The organism is Planomonospora sp. ID67723, from assembly GCF_015711605.1.
Classification (GTDB): domain Bacteria; phylum Actinomycetota; class Actinomycetes; order Streptosporangiales; family Streptosporangiaceae; genus Planomonospora_A.
This window is the reverse complement of record NZ_JABTEZ010000004.1, coordinates 16673-34489: the sequence shown is the minus strand read 5'-3', so window position 1 is coordinate 34489 and position 17817 is coordinate 16673. Positions and strand designations below refer to the sequence as shown.

The window sequence follows — 17817 nt, the reverse complement described above, 5'->3', positions numbered from 1 at the left end:
TGCGGACGACGGGCGGCAGGACTCCGGCGCCGACTACGCCAGGTGCCGCTCCACGGCCTCGACCTTGGCCTCCATCCGGCCTCCCCGCCCCTCGCGGATGTCGGCCTTGAGGACGAGGCTGACCCGCCCGCAGCGGGCCTCGACCGCCGCGACCGCGTCCTTGACGACCGCCATCACCTCGTCCCAGCTCTCGCCCTCGACCGTGGTGAACATGGCGTCGGTGCGGTTCGGCAGCCCCGACGCCCGCACGACCCGCACGGCCTCGGCGACGATCTCCCCGACGTCCTCACCCGATCCGATCGGCGTCACGCTGAACGCCACGAGCACCGACATGTTCTGTTCCTTTCCGCCTGAGACCCTCTCGATCCCTTACAGTACGGCCGTCCCGCCTACCTCCTTGATGGCGCTCCTTACCGAGGTCGGGTGTCAGCACCGTCCGGAACCTGCTGGGGCCTGTATCAAAGCCTGCTGTGGCGGCCCCGCCGTTCTGAAGTTCGTGTGCGCGTAGGAGATCGACAACGAACGAGGTCTCCGGCAAGAGGGTTGATCGACCAAGGACGACCTGAACACCGGAGACCTCGTGGCCGCCATAGCGGCGACGAGGCGGTTCGGCCTGACCGATGCGCAGCGGACGGTACTGGAACCGCTGCTGCCTGCGCCGAAGCGCTCAGGACGGCCGTCGCGCCTTCGCCGGCGCTCCGCCGCGTTGCGGGGCCTTTCCGCGCTCCGGTGACACCCGCTGTCATGGGCGACAGGTCGCACACGAGATCGCCACGGCATCCGACAACCAGGGATCTTCCTGGAACGTGTGTCGCGGGCGTATCGAAAATCGCATACGCCACTGCAACGGTCGCGCGTATTAAGTACAGGAATGAACCAGAGCGCCTCACTGTCAGCGCCAGATTCGTCGACCGGGAGAGGAGCGTGATCATGGATTCGGATGCCGCACGTGATATCGACCGGCGTCGGCTGGTCAAATGGGGCGGATTGGCGACCGCCGGCGCGGTGGCCGCCGTGCCGCTGATGGGCGCTGGGATCGACCAGTACCCGTCCGGGCACGACCGGATCCCGCCCGGCGCCCGGCCCGGCGGGGCCTACGACCGGTACGTGGCGCGGCTGGCCGCCGAGGGCAAGTTCTCCGGCGTGGTGATGCTGTCCCACCGAGGCCGGACGGTGCTGTCACGCAGCTACGGCATGGCCGACAAGGAGAAAGGAATCCGCAACCACGAGGGCACCGCGTTCACCCTCAGCTCGGCGGGCAAACCGTTCAACGCGGTGGCCATCCTGCAGCTGGCGCAGCAGGGGAAACTGAAGCTGACAGACACGGTGGGCGACCTGAAACTGAAGGGCTTCGCCAGGGACGTCGCCGGGAAGGTGAGCATCCACCACATGCTCTCCGGCACTTCTGGGATGAACACCCCCGAAGAGGACATCCAGCGGGTCTTCCAGAGCCGAGACGAGGTCCACGAGTACCGGGAACGGTGGGCGCGGCAGTCGAAGCTGGTGGGCACACCCGGCGTTCCCAACGCGTTCCACGCCGGTGCCGAAACCGTCATTCCCGCGCTGATCGTGGAGGCCGTGAGCGGCAAGACCTATTGGGACTACGTCGAGGAGAACATCTTCCGGCGTTGCGGCATGACAGGCTCGGCGTTCTACACCAGGCCGCAGTGGCTCACCGACAAGCGCATCGCGCACCCGTACATGACGCTGGCCGACGGCAGCCATGTGGATGCGGTCCGCAATCTGGACAAGGGCAGCCCTTTCCCGTACATGCTGGGCAGGAACCCGGGCCGCGCCTTCATCGACGCCCTCGGCGACGGCGGCTTCGCCACCGCACCGGACCTGATCCGGTTCGCCCGCGCGCTGAGCGACGGCACGCTGCTGGACCGGCCCTGGGCCGACGTACTCACCGCAGCCAAGATCCCCCTGGGCCCGGCCTCGTTCGGCACATACGGGCCTTCGGCCGAAATCATCGGCGGCCAGTGGGCGATCCAGCGCGCCGGCGGCAACCCGGGTGTCTGCGCCAACTGGAGCATCTACCCGGACACCGGCTGGGTCGGCGTCATCCTCGGCAACTGCGACAACGTGCCGCTGGTGGAGATGATCGGGCGGGAGCTGCAGGCCGTCACCGGGGCTTCGCCCGGTGACGGGGGCGGTGGCTGAGGCGGTCTGGCGGCAGACGCGAAGAGCAGGGACCTCCTGGGCCCGGCATGCCGAGACCGGTGCGCCACTCGGGTGTGGATTACTGTGCTGTTCAGCGGGGCTTCGTCGTTTGGCCCAGTAGGGCTGGACGATTCGACCTGTTCGATCGCGAGCCCGGTTGCCCGTCAACGTCGACAGCCGGCTCCGGGGCTGGTCGCAGCCGAGGCGCCCGACGACGCCCGGATTCCGTATATCGCGGATGTATGGAAAGTCGCATACGCCACCGCAACAGTCCTCCGCCTCTAATGGGGGCATGAACAACCACGCCGCACCCCCGTCAGCACCGCCCCGTCGCACACGCAGGATCGTGCTCGCCGGCCTGGCGATCCTCGGCCTGGCGAGCGTCGCATTCGCCGTGCGCCGGCCGCTCATGATGTCCGCTCCGCAGTGCATGGCGGGGCGGTGGCACGGCTGCTACGACACGGAGAACGGCGTGTTGCTCATGATGCTGGTCGGGCTGCCGTTCGCAGCTCTGGTGGTGTGGGCTCTGGCGCGCCGTCGGCGTGCTGTCGGCGGCACATCGACGTGGCGGATGTCGCTGGCCGAGGTGGGGATGGTCTACGGGACGGTGCCGTTCGTATGGATGACCATGATGCCCGGCCCGGGGGCCGGCATCGTCCCCGGCCGGATGAGCCTGATCCCGCTGCGAGACCTGCTCACGATGGGGCCGATCGGGATCGGCGGCAACCTGCTGATCTTCGCGGCGCTGGGGTTCTTCGCCCCGATGCGGTTCGCCGCGCTGGCGTCCGTGCCGCGGATCCTGGCGCTCGGGGCAGGCTGCTCGGTCCTGGTCGAAACCGCACAGTACGTCCTGCGCCTGGACCGGGTGTCCTCGGTGGATGACGTCCTGGTCAACGCCGCAGGCGCCGCGCTGGCCGGGCTGGCGTCGCGCCCCTGGTGGCGGACAACGACGGAGGCGCCATCGGACCGCCCCTCCCCCGCTCCGGCACCGGCACCGGCACCGGCACCGGCGAGCTGAGTCGCGTGTCCGTTGCGCAGACGTCGACACTATTTTGCGCTGACCATAGGCTTCCAGCATGCGGGTACTGATCGTGGAGGACGAGCCCTACCTGGCCGAAGCCGTCCGTGACGGTCTGCGGCTGGAGGCGATTGCCGCCGACATCGCCGGCGACGGCGACTGCGCCCTGGAACTGCTCAGCGTCAACTCCTACGACCTCGCGGTCCTCGACCGCGATATCCCCGGCCCCTCCGGCGACGAGGTCGCCCGGCGCATCGTCGCCTCCGGCAGCGGCATCCCGATCCTCATGCTCACCGCTGCCGACCGGATCGACGACAAGGCCTCCGGGTTCGAGCTCGGCGCCGACGACTACCTCACCAAACCGTTCGAGCTGCGGGAACTCGTCCTGCGGCTGAGGGCGCTCGACCGCCGACGCGGGCACGCCCGGCCCCCGGTCCGCGAGATCGCGGGCCTGCGGCTCGACCCCTTCCGCCGGGAGGTCTTCCGCGACGAACGCTACGTCGCGCTCACCCGCAAGCAGTTCGCCGTGCTGGAAGTCCTCGTCACCGCCGAGGGCGGGGTCGTCAGCGCCGAGGAGCTGCTGGAACGGGCCTGGGACGAGAACGCCGACCCCCTCACCAACGCCGTGCGCATCACCGTCTCCGCACTGCGCAAACGGCTCGGCGAACCATGGATCATCGCCACCGTGCCCGGCGTCGGCTACCGCATCGACACAGCACTCGGCACCGGGCGGGAGGAAGACGACCGTGGATAGGGAGCCCGGTTTGAGCGTCCGCCTCAAACTGACTCTCAGCTATGCCGGGTTCGTCATGCTGGCAGGTGCCTTGCTCCTCGTCACAGTGTGGGTGTTCCTGCTGCGTTACGTACCCGAGGTGATCGGCAACCCCGAGATGTCCGAACCCAACCGCTCCCGCCTCCCTGTCCCCGTGATGTCCGTACCGAACCGCGCCGACCTGCTCTGCGCCTTCGCCCCGAGAGCAGCCGCAGTGCTGGCCTTTCTGCTGATATTCGGCCTACTGGGCGGATGGATTCTCGCCGGCCGGATGCTCGCGCCGCTGACCCGCATCACGAATGCCACACGCATGGCCGCGGACGGGTCACTGTCCCACCGGATTCGCATGGAGGGCCACGAAGACGAGTTCCGTGAACTCTCCGACGCGTTCGACTCGATGCTCGAACAGCTCGAGTCCCACGTCGCCGAGCAGCAGAGGTTCGCCGCGAACGCCTCCCACGAACTGCGCACCCCGCTGGCCATCAGCCGGACGCTCCTCGACGTCGCCCGCAAAGACCCCACGCGGCACCGGGACGAACTCATCGAACGCTTGCACGCCGTCAATCAGCGGGCGATCGACCTCACCGAGGCCCTCCTACTGCTCAGCCGCGGCGACCGCAGACACTTCACCCCCGAGGGCGTCGACCTCTCCCTGATCGCCGAAGAAGCCGCCGAAACGATGCTCCCCCTCGCCGAACAGCGCCGAATCACGCTCGACGTCACCGGCGGGACGGCCCAGACCAGCGGCTCCGCCGAACTCCTGGCGCGGATGGCGACGAACCTCGTCCAGAACGCCATCATCCACAACCTCCCCGCCAGCGGCACCGTGACGGTCCACACCGAAGCGCACAGCGGCACCAGCGTGCTGCGGGTCGAGAACACGGGTCGCCCGCTCCCACCCGACCTGGTACCGACCCTCACCGAACCCTTCCAGCGCGGAACAGAACGCGTACGCACCGACGAACACGTCGGCGCCGGCCTCGGCCTCGCCATCGTGAACAGCATCGTCCGCGCCCACGACGGGACCCTCGACCTCGCGCCCCGCCCCAACGGCGGTCTCCTCGTCACCGTCCGGCTTCCCGGCACGCCGTAGGCTCGTCCCCGAGCGGGCCTCGTCCGGGCTGGCCGATGAGGTGGTCATCTCGCTGGCCGCCAAGGGCCCGGCCACCGGCGAGCTTGGCTGGGGCCTGGATGGCGGTGCCGGCGCCAGACTCGCGCACAACGCCCGGCACAGCGCCGCCAGCCCGGCCTCGATAGCGGATGTCCTTCTCCAGCGCCTGGACCGGCCGGTGCTCACCCCTCCGTATCCGCTTGTTCGTCAGCTCCGCGAACCACCGCTCGACCAGGTTGAGCCAGGACGCGCCGGTCGGGGTGAGGTGGGTGCGGAAACGCGGATGCGCCTGCGACAGGCCGAGCTGTCGGGCCATCGACCGCGTCGACCGGTGCGTGGCGTTCCTCGACGGTCAGTTCCAGCGGTGCGAGCTTCGGCCCCGGACGCGACAGCGACATGGCGACCCTGAGCGGACTTGAGACTCAGCACACGAGGAGTGCGTAGCGGCCGGTAGCGGCGTCGGCGTTCTTTCACCGGGGGTGCCAGTCGAGGTCCACGCGGCCGGTGACGCCCATCCGGTCGGTGAGGGCGCGCAGCCCGGTGTAGTCGCGCACCAGCCGCCGACGCGACGGGTCCGAGCGGCAGTCCGCGAGTATCGTGCGGCTTCGCGGGATCCGGGTGAGGTCCATGATCCAACGCCATGCGAGGTAGTCGTTGGCGGCGAAAGCGTCCAGACCGCGCGCGAGCATGTCGAAGAAATACGGCCGGCGCCGAACGTCGAGATGGTGATACACGGTCGCTGCCAGGACTCCCCGGCCGAGGCGGACAGGCGCGCATGTTCGCGTACGGTGTACGGCGCCGGTAGATCCAGACCGGATGCGGTGAGGTTGCGTCGCCGCCGGGTCCGTGCGCTGGCGTTGAGATGCATCAGGGTGTGATATTGCTCGTCCACCATGGCTTGCGCGACGGCCTGGCGCAGCGACTCCCCGCGCACGCCCGGATACGCGCCTTCCAGCACGAGGCCGAAAGCCGCATTGACCACCTGCTGCTCGGCCAGCGGCGCGTTGTGTTTGACCGCGGCTCTGCGGTGCCAGTTGCCGGCCAGTCGCCGGATGACGGCGTTCTCGACTGGATCGGCCGGGTCGTATGGGGGTGTGCCCGGCAGGAGACTCTCGGGGACGTACGGCGGCGGCCGCCAGGAGAGGCCGTCCGTCATCTACCGCCTCCGTCGATCTGGCCGTCAGAGCGGATGGCGGCGGCCTGCCTGGGCCGGGTCTGGGGGAGTTGGACGGTGGTCAGCTGGGGCACACCGCCACCCGGGTGCTGCAACCTGTGGAACAGCTCGCCGAGCGGTGCGATCACGTTTTTCTCGATCCCGTGGTAGGTCGTGAGCTCGGAGAGCGGGACCCGCCGCAGGAACCAGCGGCCTTGCAGGTCACAGCCGATCTCGGCGCCCCGGAATCCGCCGGTGGTCCAGCCGTTTGTTTCCCGTTCACGGGTCCGTTCGAGCCGGAAGTAAAGGAAGATCTTTTCGGCGGTCACCACCGCCTTCTCGTGGAGATCCGCCGGGGACGGCTCGCATACGCCGAACCAGCATTCGGGTTCGGCGTCGTCGAGGTAGGCATCGTTGAAGCCCAGCCAGGGCCAGACGAAGGCCAGCAGCCGTGCCTGCCCCATCGGGCAGTCGTCGACCGCGGTGCCGGGCGGAACGGTCGTCGGGTCGAGGTAGAAACGCCCCAGCCACGTCGGCAGCCACAGGTAGAAGGGATAAGAACTGTCGTCCGAGAGCAGGTAGCTGTTGGCATTGGAGAACAGCGCCTGACCGCCGATCGGCTGAAGCCCCACTCCGTATTCGGGGATGGAGAAGCGGACGTTCAGCACCTCGAAGAAGGAGCGTACGTCACAGAAGTACTCCTCCATTTGGCGGTAGCCGTTGATCGCACGGCTAGGCGTGTGATGCCTGAACGTCATCCTCGGTCCCGTCTTCTTGGCCATATCGGCATGTTGCGCGGACAGAATAGCTACTCTCCGTATTTAAGCTGATACACTACGTGTTGTCCGGCTTGCTGGCAAGGCGAGAGTGAAGCGCTGCGGCTTCGACGGATGGGAAGGGCCTATGTGGGACATCGCCGTCGTGGGGGCCGGAATCGGTGGCTGCTACCTCGCCTACCGGCTGGCCGGTCAGCGTGTGGCGCTTTTCGAGGCCTCTCGGCGTGTCGGGGGCCGGCTCTGCTCTGCGCCGCTGCCCGGAGTGCCGGGGGCGGCGGCCGAGTACGGAGCGATGCGCTTCGACGCGACCGAGCACGTCCTCGTCGACCTCGTGCTGCATCTCGGCCTGCAGGAGGAGGTCTTCCCCTTCGACTTCGGACGACCGGAGAACCTGACCTACATCCGCGGCGTACGGCTGCGCGAACACCAGTTGCATTCGGGTGCGCAGACGCTCCCTTACCGGCTGCGTCCGGAGGAACTGGGGCTCGCCCGCGACGGGCTTGTGGATCTGGTCGCCGAGCGGGCGATGCCCGGCTTCTCGGCGATGCGCGCGGAGTCGGCCGGTTGCAGGGGAAGACCGGCCGTTCTGGCGGTGGAGCGCTATCGGCAAGCCCGGCGCGCGGCGAGGTGGCAGGGCCGTCCGCTGCACGAGGTCCCCTGGACGGAACTGACCGAGGCCGTGCTGAGTCCCGATGCCGCAGCGCTCCTGGAGGACAGCGGCGGTTACGACGGCCGAGAATCGGCCGGTAGCGCGGCCTACCACCTGGACGCCATGTTCCAGACCCCGCCGGAGGGCGGATACCTCGGGCTCCGCTGCGGGTTCCAGGAAGTTCCGCGCTCCTTGCACCGCCGCTTCACCCAGGCCGGCGGCCTCACCTTCTTCGGGCATCGGCTGGTACGGCTGGAGCGCACCCGCACCGGCGGGTACCGGCTGTGGTTCGACGGGGACGATCAACGTGAGGTGCTGGCACGGGCCGTCCTGCTCGCCTTACCCGCTCACGCGGTCGAGTGTCTGGAATCAAAGGCTCTGCCCTTCCATCACGCCGCGTTCCGCCACGGCTTGGCGAGCCTGCACCGGGTACCCGCGGCCAAGCTCTTCCTCACCTACCCGGTCGCCTGGTGGCGCCGGGCCGGCGTGGCAAGAGGGCGCAGCACCAGCGACCTGCCGGTCCGGCAGTTGTGGTATTGGACCACACCGGACGGCGACGGCCCGGGAGCCCTGCTGGCCGTGTACGCGGACGGCGCCGCCCACCGGTATTGGAAGGCATTGGCCGACGATCTCGGGCCAGCAGCGAGCAGAAGGCCGGGACCGGCCTCTCCGCGCCTGGTCGAGCGAGCCCACGACATGCTGCTGGAGCTCCACGGCCTCACCACGGCACCGCGGCCCGCCGCCTCCCGTTGGCAGGACTGGTCCGGTGATCCCTACGGCGGGGCATGGCCGGTGTGGCGCCCGGGGTACGACGCCGACGCGGTGATCCCGGTCATGCGGCGGCCGCTGCCCGGCGAACCGGTGTTGTGGATCAGCGACGGCTGGACGCCGCGGCCCGGATCGGTCGAGGGAGTACTGGAAGCGGCGGAACGTGTCCTGCACGAGGAATTCCGTCTGCCGCGCCCTGTGTGGCTACGCCCGGACGCGGTGTGCTGGGATGTGAGATGAAGGGGAGAAGCCCATGGCCGCCACGTATGCGTTGCTCGAAGGTCCAGCGCTCGCAGAGCATCTGAACGGCGTCCCCGCGGTGGCCGCGCGTCTCGGCGGACGGCCCGGCGACTGGCGCGTCCGGGAGATCGGCGACGGCAACGTCAATTATGTCTTCGAGGTGCGCGGACCGGCCGGTCGGATCTGCGTCAAGCAGGCCATGCCGTACGTCCGTGTGGTCGGCGAGTCCTGGCCGCTGACCCCTCGGAGGACCTACTACGAATATCGGGCGCTGCAGGAACACGGACGCCTGGTCGCCGCCCGCGTCCCGGAAGTCCTGGGCTACGACCCGGAGAGGAACCTCCTCGCCCTGGAGCACCTCGCACCGCACGTCGTCCTGCGCCACGGGCTGTTGCATGGAGTGCGCTATCCGCGGCTGGCCCGGCAGCTCGCCGAGTACTTGGCCGGATCGATGTTCGGCACCTCCGACCTGGCTCGCCCGGCGGTGGAGAAACGGCGGCTGGCCACCCTATTCGGCGGTAACACCGAGATGACACAGATTATGGAGGACATGGTCTTCACCGAGACCTACCGGGAACACTGGCGCAACTCCTGGACCCACCCGCAGTTGGACGCGGCAGCCGACCGCCTGCGCAGCGACACCGGACTCAAGATCGCTGCATCACGGTTGAAGCTGCGCTATCTCACCTGCGCCCAGGCACTGCTCCACGGCGACCTGCACACCGGATCCATCCTGGTCACCGAGGACGACACCCGGGTCATCGACCAGGAGTTCGCATGCTTCGGCCCGATGGGCTTCGACCTCGGCACTCTGCTCGCGCACCTGCTGATCGGCCACCTCGCCCGGGCCGGCCACCAGCCCGCCGATGCAGAGCGCAACGAGTACCAGGAGTGGATCCTGGAGGTGATCGAGGAACTGTGGCACGGTTTCAGCCGTCGTTTCCTCCAGCTGTGGGAGCGGAGCGCGGACGGCGACGCCTACCCGCGCGCCCTGTTCGCGCACCCCGCGGACTTGGACACGGAACGCCGACGGTATGTGGACCAGGTCTGGGCCGATACGCTCGGTTTCTGCGGCACCGAGATCCTCCGGCGGATCTTCGGTCTGGCACACGTTGTGGAGCTGCAGAGCATTCCCGATGACGACATCCGGGCCGCTTGCGAGTTGCGCTGCGTCAGCCTGGCCACTGATCTGCTCACCAGGCCCACGGCATATCCGACCGTCGAAGCGGTCACCTCCGCTGCCCGATCCGTGTGAAGCCGCACCCGCCGCCGGCCCGGTTCCGGCCCGCGAGGAACGGAAACGTACTCGAAGGCAAGTCAGAGCCTTGACCGGAGGCGGACTCCCAACCCATGGGAACGAGACTTCTCCTTCCCATGCTGGCCGATCCCGTCTACCGCGGCTGGGCCGGCCGTTCCGATGCGGGTGGTCGTCGAGAGCGTAGGGGGACCGACGCCCGCCCGCATCGGCCCTCCATCCGTCGGGCACCGTTCCGGCAGCCTGCCCTTCGACGCCGTCCGGCTCGGCTGAGCGGCCCGCATCCCGGAGCGGCTGCCGGGAATCCGGGGATGGCGGCGGGGTCTCCGGCCTCTGCCGCCGACCCCTACGAACCGAGCGCCGGAGCGGCCGTCACCCGGTCGCCCCGCCGTACGGTGCCGGGCCGGGTGACCCGCATGATGATCCCGAACTTGTTCTCGTGCTCCTGGATGAGCCACTTCTGCAGCTCGGGCCAGCGCTCCCGGCCGTCGGGGTCCCAACTGGGCACGGCGCACCTGATGCACGGACCCGCGTGGTCGCCGGTCACCGTCAGCTCCGTCTCCCCCACCGAGAGCACGGTGCCGGCCGTCCAGCCCTCCTCGGCGAAGGCGGGGGCGTCGAGATCGAGGTGCAGGTTGGGCCGGAACCTGCGTAGATCCACCGGATCGCCCAGCTCCTCCTCCAGCGCGGCCCGGGAGGCCTCGGTGGTGACCAGCACGGTCGGCCCCCGGTCCTGCTGCCCGTCGGCGGCGTGCAGGCGCAGCGGGACGCCCAGCGACGCGGCCAGCGCGCCGGCGAGTCCGGGGTCGTCCCATTTCCAGTCCGTCCCGTCCGGCGCCGTCAGCACCGGCGCGTCTCCGCCGTCGTACCCGCTCCGCCAGTGCAGCATCTCGGCGCGCTGCCGTACGGTCAGCCGCTTGCCCGCGTGGTTGTCCCGCTCGTCGATCAGCGCGTAGGCACGGTCTCCGGCCATGCCTCGCTCGTCGAGACGCGCCTGCTCCACCTCCTCGCCCCGCAGTGACTTCACCGGCCACCGCAGCACCCGCCGGACACTCCCCTGATACGTCGTCATGCCCCAAAAATAGCGATCCGCCATCCTTCCTGCGGCACGGCTACGGGCCGACTGCTGTGCGCGGAGAGACCGGGCCCGGCAGGTGCGGTCGTTGTCGCGGTGAAATGTCAGTCTTCACGCGGAACGGACATGTGGTGTCCTGTCCGTGGCGCGCGGACGTGGTGTCAGTCGTCCCGTACAGCGCCTCTGGGTACGGCGAGGGCCTGTTTCAACAGCACCGTCGGATAGGTGCTCGTCTCCTCCGGGACAGGCGGTGAGGGCGCTGTCCCGGAGGGGTTCGGTCAGAGCCTCCGATAGTAAGACGGCGACCGGAAGCGGGGTGCACCCGAGCTTCTCGTAGAGGGCTCCGGCGGGTGCGTGGAAGGGATCGCCCCCGGTACCGATCTCGACCACATCGGCTCCGAGGGCCCGCATCTCACCGAAGGCGTGCTCGCACAGCGCGATACCCGCGTGGCGCCGACGGTGCTCGGCGGAGACGGCGAGGTGTGTGACGGTTCCGTTCCTGCGGGCCGGGTCGACGCTCCAGGCCACGTAGACGGTCGATGTCACGACGCACGGTACGCGGGCTGGCCTCCAGCCGCTCGGCCGGCAGCGCCCCCGGCCAGTCCCGGCGCGTCTGGAGCAGCGAGAGCAACGCCAGCAGTCGCGCTGAGGTCTTCGGCACGTTTCCCATCTTGCCCGCAGTAGCGGCCACATCCTGACCGCTACCCCTGCGACTGTTGTCCCGCATCAGGCGCTGCACCGTATCCAGAACCGATAGGAACGACATGTCCGTCAAGTCAGTCACTCATCTGAACTTCCGGGGCGACGCCCGCGCGGCGCTGGAGTTCTACCAGTCCGTCTTCGGCGGTCACCTCGCCGTCGTCACGTACGGGGACGCCGGGAACTCGCAGGACCCGGCCGAGGCAGACCAGGTGATGTGGGGCCAGGTGGTCGCGGACGACGGCTTCCACGTGATGGCCTACGACGTGCCCTCGCGGCTGCCGTGGGACCGGGGTGAGAACTCGTTCTTCCTTTCCCTCCGCGGCGAGGCCACGGAGGAGATCATCGCGTACTGGGAGAAGCTCTCCGACGGGGCGACCATCGCACAGCCGCTGGGACCCGCACCGTGGGCTCCGCTCTACGGCATGCTGACCGACCGCTTCGGCGTCGTCTGGGTCGTGGACGTCGCGAGCGAGTACAACGGCTGAGCAGCGACCGCGTACGGCTCACGTGATCAGCGGGGTGGCCCGCGCCGGGCCGAACACAGCGCCGAGCTGGCAGCACAGAGTGAACAGCGAGGAGAGTCCGAGGCCGCCGTAGCATCCGCCGGACATCGCGGGAGGGGCGGATTTATCGGACGGCCCCGATCCGGTATCGGGCGCCGCCACCACAGCAGAAGTAGTAGTCCTTGGTCACATCCCCTTCGAGGATGACCCTGCCGATGAGGTCGTTGGGGTCGAGGTCGTCCACCTCGATGAGGCGGAGCGCGGCCTGGGGGCGGACGCACTTGTCGACCTCGACCCGCTGGCCTGCGGCCATCGACACGTAGCGCCCGGATGGCCAGATCTTGACGCCATCGGCCTCGAGGTACACCTCGTCGCGGCCGTTCTCGCTGATCGTGAGGGCCCGGATGCCGTCGAGGAACACGTTGCCGCCGCAGGTGAGCGCGGCGGCCTTCTCCCGGGCCGAATCACCGGCGGCGATCGCCGCCGGGGTTGCGGTGAACGCGAGGCCTCCGGCCACCGCGGCCACGGCCGTGAGCTTCGACAGTTTCCGCCAGGTGCGCATGTCAGTTCCCTTCCGCCGCCTCAGCGCGGCGTTCTCCGCTGTCGTTTGCGTGGACGTGGCGGCCTGGGCCGCCGTGGACGCTTTATCCCTTGCCATCGAGGTTGCTCCCCTCCCCCATCACGCCGGCGATTGCCACCGGGCGCTGGGTGGAATGTGCGTACTCCTGATGAGGCGCGAGCCAGGCGGTCAGCTTCTTCGGATCCGTTTCGGATCGGCTTCACCGCTCTCCGGGGGCTGCGGCGTCTTCGACTTCGACGCTACGGTGAAGGTGGCCTCCTCAACAGGTCCAAGCACAGCACTCCCAACCCGACCAAGTTGGAGTGGGCGATGGAGCTGTTCATCGATCCCGACGATGACCGCGGCGTGACCCGGCAGCTGTACGAACAGATCCGTGACGCGATCCTGAGCGGAAGGCTGGGCCCGGGCGAGCGCCTGACGCCGTCGCGGGCTGTGGCCGCCGAACTCGGCATCGCCCGCTCGACCGTCACCGACGTCTACGGATCCCTGGCCGCGGAGGGGTACATCGAAGGCCGGGCCGGCGGCGGTACCGCCGTCGCCGGCGGGCACCAGCCATACCCGCAGAGCCCGTCGCCCGGTGCGCTCGCCCCGACCCCGCGCAGCGCGGCGCTTCGGCGCTACGACGACGCCCCGCAGGCCGAGGCCGTCTTCGATCTACGGCCCGGCCGGATCGACGCACACCTGTTCCCCGCCGTCGCGTGGCGCCGGTGCGTGCTGTCCGGCCTGCGGCAGGCCTCGGTCCAATACGGCGACCCCGCCGGCACCGCCGACCTGCGCGCCGCGTTGTCGCGCTGGCTGGCCAGCTCGCGGGGCATCACCGTGACGCCGGGGCAGGTGGTGGTGACCGCAGGCACCGGGCACGCAGTCGACCTCGTGGCCAGAGTCCTGCTCTCCCCCGGAGACGTGGTCGGCGTGGAAGAGCCCGGATACCCGCCGGTGCGGGAACTGCTGCGCTCCCACGGCGTCGACGCGGTAGGCGTGCCGGTCGACGAACACGGCATCGTGGTCGACGCGATCCCGTCGGGCGCGCGCCTGGTGTACGTCACACCGTCGCACCAGTACCCGCTCGGCGTGGTCCTGTCCCGCCGTCGCCGGCTGGAGCTGCTGCACTGGGCCGGCCGACACGGCGCGGCCATCGTGGAAGACGACTACGACAGCGAATTCCGGCACACCGCGCGCCCGCTCGAACCCCTGCACCGCCTCGACCGCGACGGGCGTGTGATCTACGTCGGCACCTTCAGCAAGATCCTGAGTCCCGCGTTGCGGATGGGATTCCTGGCCGCCCCCATGACGCTGGTGCCGGCCGTCCTCGCTGTGCGTCAGGCAATCGACTGGTGCCCTCCGCTGGCCTTCCAGGAGGCACTGACCGTCTTCGTCGACGGAGGCCATCTCGGCCGTCACCTGCGGCGGGTGCGTGCGGCCTACACCCCCCGCTTCCACCGCATCTACCGCGAACTGCTCGACCGGCTCCCGGCGGGTTACCGACCGCTGCCGGCCCACGCCGGTCTGCACCTGGCCGTGGTCGGTCCGGGCGCGGCGTCGCAGGACGACCCGTCCCACGCCCTCACGCGGCACGGCGTCCTTGTCGGCTCCCTGCACCGCACCTACCAGGACCCCGGATCGGTCACGGGATTCCTCGTCGGATTCGGCGCCCTGCCGACCGAGCGGACCGCTGCCGCGATCGACGCCCTCGTCACCGGCCTCGTCGGCTGACGTGAAGGGGGTCACTTCGCTGGAGCGCGCACAGGCCGTGCCGGCCCCGTTCTCCATCGCGATCATCATGGCCAACCGCCCGGAGCGCGAGACGTCGGCGCACGTCATCGCGATGGCAGGCGCCAAGGACAGGGTCGCCCGCCTGCCTGTGGGCCGGCGTTCGCCGGCTCCGCGCCGGGAATGACGGTTCAGCGGGGCCGGTGACCCTTCCTCCCCCGGCCGGTTTGCGCGCCCCGGCGACCCGACCCGCCCGGAGCGGGACTCCACGGCTGCTTCCGCGCCTTCCCCGGAGCAGGTGCGGAGGTACGGCCCCGCGAGCTGTTCACCGTACGTCCACGGACAATGCCGATGAAGTCCTCCACCAGATCAGTCGTCGCCTCCGTGGGCCAGGCCAGTGCGATCTGCGACTGCGGCGCTTCCACGACCGGCCGGTAGGTCAGATCCTTGCGGTGATACAGGCGCGCCAGCGACTGCGGGACCAGCAGCAGCCCGGCCCCCGCCGCCACCAGCTCGATCGCCTCCGCCGTCGTGTCCGGACGCGTGAAAGCCGGCAGCCCCGGCAGGGCCGTCCACTCAAGGGTGTCGTCCATCGGATGGAACACCTCGTCGTCGGCGAGATCGGCAACAGTCACCTCGTCGGCGGCGGCCACCATGTGATCCTTCGGCACCACGACCATGGTGGTCTCGACATAGAGAGGGATCACGCTGAGCCCTTCGCGGTCCACGGGCAGCCGCACGAACCCGGCGTCGGCGCCGCCGTCGCGCAGGAACTCCACCACCTCGTCGGCGGCAACGGAGGCCAGGACGAGTGGCACGTCGGGCACACGCTCGGCCCAGACGTTGACCCATTTGGCGGGCGTCACCCCGGGCACGTAAGCCAGCCGGAACTCCCTGTCAGTCACCTCCTCAGGGTACCGATGTCAGGGGAAGCGGCTTCGCGCCATACCCTTGACACCATGACCAAGCTCAAGACCACTCAGACGATGAAGCCCGCGACCGCGGCCAAGAAGCTGGGTGTGCTCCTCTCGGCCACTCCCGCCGAGTTCCAGGAGGGAGTCGTGTCCAGGGATGAGCTGAACGCGCTGCAGGCCACTCCGCCGGCCTGGCTGGCTGATCTGCGGCGCAACGGGCCGCACCCCAGGCAGGTCGTCGCCGTGAAGCTGGGCATCTCCAACTCGGGCCTGGCCAGGGGCGGCATCACCGGGCCGCTCACCACCGCCGAGATCGACGCCATCAAGGCGGAGGAGCCCGAGTGGCTGAAGCACGAGCGGTCGCTCCAGGCCGAGGTGCGCAAGGAAGCGCAGCGCCTCAAGCAGCGATAGTTCGACGGAGGGTGCCGGCCAGAGCGTCACCACCCACGCCCGCAACCCTGACTCCCCGCGCCACCGCCGAACATGATCCCTTCGCCCGTCGGCGCAAAAAGGCGTGGATGGAGCGCGTATTTGGCCGCTGACCTCCCCACGCTGCCTGCCGCACCCTGAGATGCCGGCGTTTCGGCATGAAACGCCGGTCAACAGAGGGAGAAACGGCATGCGGTCTCACAAACTCATACTCGCGCTCGCGCTGACGGCGGGCCTGTCCGTCTCGGCGACTGTGTCCGCGGTCTCGCCCGCCAGCGCGACGACCACGGCCGCCACGTGCCGGGTGGAACTGAACTACGTGGACGCCTACGACGTGGATGAGAACAACGGCGACGAGATCCGGATCAACCTCGCCGGGTACATGTACCCCGGCGGCAACCAGTACGTCGCCATGAATAACGGTGACCGCGCCTATTCCGGCAACTTCGCCAACCCGACCACCACCATCGGCACCACCGGATCAGCACTGTTCAGCCTGCGCGAGGTCACCCCGCCCGCCGTCGGCCAAGGCAAGCAGCTCGGCTCGGTCACCGCGTGGGGCTCCACCTGCGCCACGCTCGCCACCGGACAGATCACCTACATCCCGCAGCACATCTTCGGCGGCGACTACTGGTACTACATGAGCCTGGTGATGACCGGCCTGTAGCCCTCGGGTTCGAAGGCCCTGCCGGGTCCGCGAGGCGGGAGCTTCACCGGCCCCGACGCCAGGCAGCACCCCCCGTGTCCAGGTTCCCGGCATCTCAGCCCCATCGTGACGGCCCCACCGACGCCCCGGCCGTCGTGGTCGACTACCTCGCCGAGCAACTCGGCCTGGATTCCGCCGACCTGAAGGGCCGCGGGGACAAGGAGGCGCGCTGGGACCACCAGATGCGCGCCGCCCAGCTCGCCGGACTGCTGAACCTGGAGACCACAACCGCGGCAGGTGTCCGGTGGGCGTGCTCGGCTCCGACGTCATCGGAGAAGCGCCACGGTGGCGCACACAGGGGAGGCGAAACAGTGAATGTGGTTGCGGCGCGTGTGTCGATCGCGGCGGTGTTCACCTACCAGGTGTCGCTCTTCGTCGCCGTCCTCGACGAGGTACGAGGCCCGACAGGGCACTTCGTCACGGCGTCGGCGCCCCGGACTGCCGGCGCCGTGACGGAATGCCGACCCGGTGGGTTCACCGCCGACGACACGGACCCGCCTGGCGCGGGGCGGCTTCAGTCATCACGCCCGGCACCGCGATCGGGTGCGCTCATGTCCCCCGTTCCGGGCGTGCCATCGGCGAGCCCGTAGCGCAGGTACACGGTGCCCTTCGGACTGGCTACCGGCGGTTCGAGGAGTGTGACGTTCGTGGGCACCGCGCCGCCGTCGAACACCTTCTTCCCGACGCCGAGCACGATCGGGTGCACCCAGAGGTCGAGACGGTCGAAGAGCTTCTCGCGCAGGAGGGTCTGCACCAGATTCAGGCTCCCGACGACCTTCACGTGCTCGTGCCGGTCACGGATCTCGCGCACCGCGTCGGCCAGATCCGGGCCGAGCTGCGTGGATCCGGCCCACGAGAGGTCGGGCCTGCCGCGGGAGGCCACGTACTTCGGGACGCTGTTGAAGAGCGTGGCGATCTCGTTGTCCTCGCCGCCCTTCTGGTGCGGCCAGTAGGCGGCGAAGACGTCATACGTCCGCCGGCCGAGCAGGAGGGCGTCCGTGCCCTCGTACGCGGCACCGATCTGCGCTCCGGCGACCTCGTCCAGCAGGGGCGCCTGCCAGCCGCCGAACGGGAACCCCACCGGGTCCTCGTCGGGGCTGCCGGGCGACTGCCCGATGAGGTCGAGGGTTGCGAACAGCTCGATGTGGATGAGGCCCATGCCTTACTCCTGTTGAGTTGGTTGTCTCGGTCGGGGGGAGACCTGTGGGCGTCGGCGGACTCATCGCCGCGACGGCACCCGGCTTCATACTCGTCGACCGTCTCGCCCGGTGCATCGGTCATCACCCCGTCCCG

General features: G+C 69.3%; 19 protein-coding genes and 3 pseudogenes. 11 read left to right on the top strand and 11 right to left on the bottom strand.

Going from position 1 to position 17817, the window contains the following annotated elements; genetic code table 11:
• Positions 1-33: 33 nt before the first annotated feature.
• The gene (locus HS041_RS26695) at positions 34-333 is read right to left on the bottom strand and encodes an MTH1187 family thiamine-binding protein (protein WP_230879809.1); all 300 of its coding nucleotides are present in this window, start codon (positions 331-333) and stop codon (positions 34-36) included.
• Positions 334-930: 597 nt separating this feature from the next.
• Here HS041_RS26695 and HS041_RS26690 point away from each other — a divergent pair.
• The 4 genes from HS041_RS26690 (at position 931) to HS041_RS26675 (ending at position 5046) form a co-directional block, all read left to right on the top strand.
• Positions 931-2163, top strand: a complete 1233-nt coding sequence (locus tag HS041_RS26690) for a serine hydrolase domain-containing protein (RefSeq protein ID WP_196443607.1) — start codon at positions 931-933, stop codon at positions 2161-2163.
• A gap of 292 nt (positions 2164-2455) precedes the next feature.
• Positions 2456-3181: a VanZ family protein gene (locus tag HS041_RS26685; protein WP_196443606.1), complete on the top strand. Its 726-nt coding sequence runs from the start codon at positions 2456-2458 to the stop codon at positions 3179-3181.
• 58 nt (positions 3182-3239) lie between these two features.
• Positions 3240-3935 carry a response regulator transcription factor gene (locus HS041_RS26680; RefSeq protein WP_196443605.1) on the top strand — a complete coding sequence of 232 codons (696 nt, stop codon included), beginning with the start codon at positions 3240-3242 and terminating at the stop codon, positions 3933-3935.
• A 10-nt stretch (positions 3936-3945) separates the two neighbouring features.
• The gene (locus tag HS041_RS26675) at positions 3946-5046 is read left to right on the top strand and encodes a sensor histidine kinase (protein WP_230879808.1); all 1101 of its coding nucleotides are present in this window, start codon (positions 3946-3948) and stop codon (positions 5044-5046) included.
• Positions 5047-5209: 163 nt separating this feature from the next.
• Here the strand turns inward: HS041_RS26675 and HS041_RS40500 are convergent.
• The 4 genes and pseudogenes from HS041_RS40500 to HS041_RS26660 all read right to left on the bottom strand — a co-directional run.
• A pseudogene (locus HS041_RS40500) lies at positions 5210-5332 on the bottom strand (IS630 family transposase); the annotation flags it as partial.
• Positions 5333-5534: 202 nt separating this feature from the next.
• On the bottom strand, positions 5535-5753 hold the full coding sequence (locus HS041_RS38675) for a hypothetical protein (RefSeq protein WP_230879807.1): 219 nt from the start codon (positions 5751-5753) through the stop codon (positions 5535-5537).
• A 50-nt stretch (positions 5754-5803) separates the two neighbouring features.
• Positions 5804-6220, bottom strand: a pseudogene (locus tag HS041_RS40495) (diiron oxygenase); the annotation flags it as partial.
• Positions 6217-6999: a hypothetical protein gene (locus HS041_RS26660; protein WP_196443602.1), complete on the bottom strand. Its 783-nt coding sequence runs from the start codon at positions 6997-6999 to the stop codon at positions 6217-6219. The pseudogene HS041_RS40495 and the gene HS041_RS26660, both read right to left, overlap by 4 nt.
• 121 nt (positions 7000-7120) lie before the next feature.
• Between HS041_RS26660 and HS041_RS26655 the strand changes: the two genes are divergently transcribed.
• The gene (locus HS041_RS26655; RefSeq protein ID WP_196443601.1) at positions 7121-8650 is read left to right on the top strand and encodes a flavin monoamine oxidase family protein; all 1530 of its coding nucleotides are present in this window, start codon (positions 7121-7123) and stop codon (positions 8648-8650) included.
• Between the two features lie 13 nt (positions 8651-8663).
• On the top strand, positions 8664-9905 hold the full coding sequence (gene mtnK / locus HS041_RS26650) for an S-methyl-5-thioribose kinase (RefSeq protein WP_196443600.1): 1242 nt from the start codon (positions 8664-8666) through the stop codon (positions 9903-9905).
• A 346-nt stretch (positions 9906-10251) separates the two neighbouring features.
• On the opposite strand, the gene HS041_RS26645 is transcribed toward mtnK, so the two are convergent.
• The 3 genes and pseudogenes from HS041_RS26645 to HS041_RS26635 form a co-directional block, all read right to left on the bottom strand.
• The gene (locus tag HS041_RS26645; RefSeq protein WP_196443599.1) at positions 10252-10977 is read right to left on the bottom strand and encodes an MOSC domain-containing protein; all 726 of its coding nucleotides are present in this window, start codon (positions 10975-10977) and stop codon (positions 10252-10254) included.
• Between the two features lie 114 nt (positions 10978-11091).
• Positions 11092-11508, bottom strand: a complete 417-nt coding sequence (locus tag HS041_RS40490; RefSeq protein ID WP_196443598.1) for a GNAT family N-acetyltransferase — start codon at positions 11506-11508, stop codon at positions 11092-11094.
• Positions 11501-11641 (bottom strand): annotated as a pseudogene (locus tag HS041_RS26635) (HTH domain-containing protein); the annotation flags it as partial. The pseudogene HS041_RS26635 and the gene HS041_RS40490, both read right to left, overlap by 8 nt.
• Before the next feature lie 103 nt (positions 11642-11744).
• Here HS041_RS26635 and HS041_RS26630 point away from each other — a divergent pair.
• Complete coding sequence (locus HS041_RS26630) at positions 11745-12167, top strand: VOC family protein (protein ID WP_196443597.1); 423 nt, start codon at positions 11745-11747, stop codon at positions 12165-12167.
• 142 nt (positions 12168-12309) lie between these two features.
• Here the strand turns inward: HS041_RS26630 and HS041_RS26625 are convergent, their stop codons facing one another.
• Entirely contained in the window at positions 12310-12747 is a 438-nt protein-coding gene (locus HS041_RS26625) for a hypothetical protein (protein WP_196443596.1), read from the bottom strand.
• 327 nt (positions 12748-13074) lie between these two features.
• Between HS041_RS26625 and pdxR the strand changes: the two genes are divergently transcribed.
• Both pdxR and HS041_RS26615 read left to right on the top strand, forming a co-directional pair.
• Positions 13075-14478 carry a MocR-like pyridoxine biosynthesis transcription factor PdxR gene (gene pdxR / locus HS041_RS26620; protein ID WP_196443595.1) on the top strand — a complete coding sequence of 468 codons (1404 nt, stop codon included), beginning with the start codon at positions 13075-13077 and terminating at the stop codon, positions 14476-14478.
• A 1-nt stretch (position 14479) separates the two neighbouring features.
• On the top strand, positions 14480-14662 hold the full coding sequence (locus HS041_RS26615) for a hypothetical protein (protein WP_196443594.1): 183 nt from the start codon (positions 14480-14482) through the stop codon (positions 14660-14662).
• Between the two features lie 4 nt (positions 14663-14666).
• Here the strand turns inward: HS041_RS26615 and HS041_RS26610 are convergent, their stop codons facing one another.
• Positions 14667-15380 carry a LysR family substrate-binding domain-containing protein gene (locus HS041_RS26610; protein WP_307845484.1) on the bottom strand — a complete coding sequence of 238 codons (714 nt, stop codon included), beginning with the start codon at positions 15378-15380 and terminating at the stop codon, positions 14667-14669.
• Between the two features lie 54 nt (positions 15381-15434).
• On the opposite strand from HS041_RS26610, the gene HS041_RS26605 reads away from it, so the two are divergent.
• Both HS041_RS26605 and HS041_RS26600 read left to right on the top strand, forming a co-directional pair.
• Positions 15435-15800 carry a DUF5997 family protein gene (locus HS041_RS26605; RefSeq protein WP_196443593.1) on the top strand — a complete coding sequence of 122 codons (366 nt, stop codon included), beginning with the start codon at positions 15435-15437 and terminating at the stop codon, positions 15798-15800.
• A 208-nt stretch (positions 15801-16008) separates the two neighbouring features.
• Positions 16009-16485 carry a hypothetical protein gene (locus tag HS041_RS26600; RefSeq protein ID WP_196443592.1) on the top strand — a complete coding sequence of 159 codons (477 nt, stop codon included), beginning with the start codon at positions 16009-16011 and terminating at the stop codon, positions 16483-16485.
• A 553-nt stretch (positions 16486-17038) separates the two neighbouring features.
• On the opposite strand, the gene HS041_RS26595 is transcribed toward HS041_RS26600, so the two are convergent.
• A complete protein-coding gene (locus tag HS041_RS26595) occupies positions 17039-17683 on the bottom strand; it encodes a dihydrofolate reductase family protein (protein ID WP_196443591.1) in 645 nt (214 codons plus the stop codon).
• Between the last annotated feature and the right edge of the window lie 134 nt (positions 17684-17817).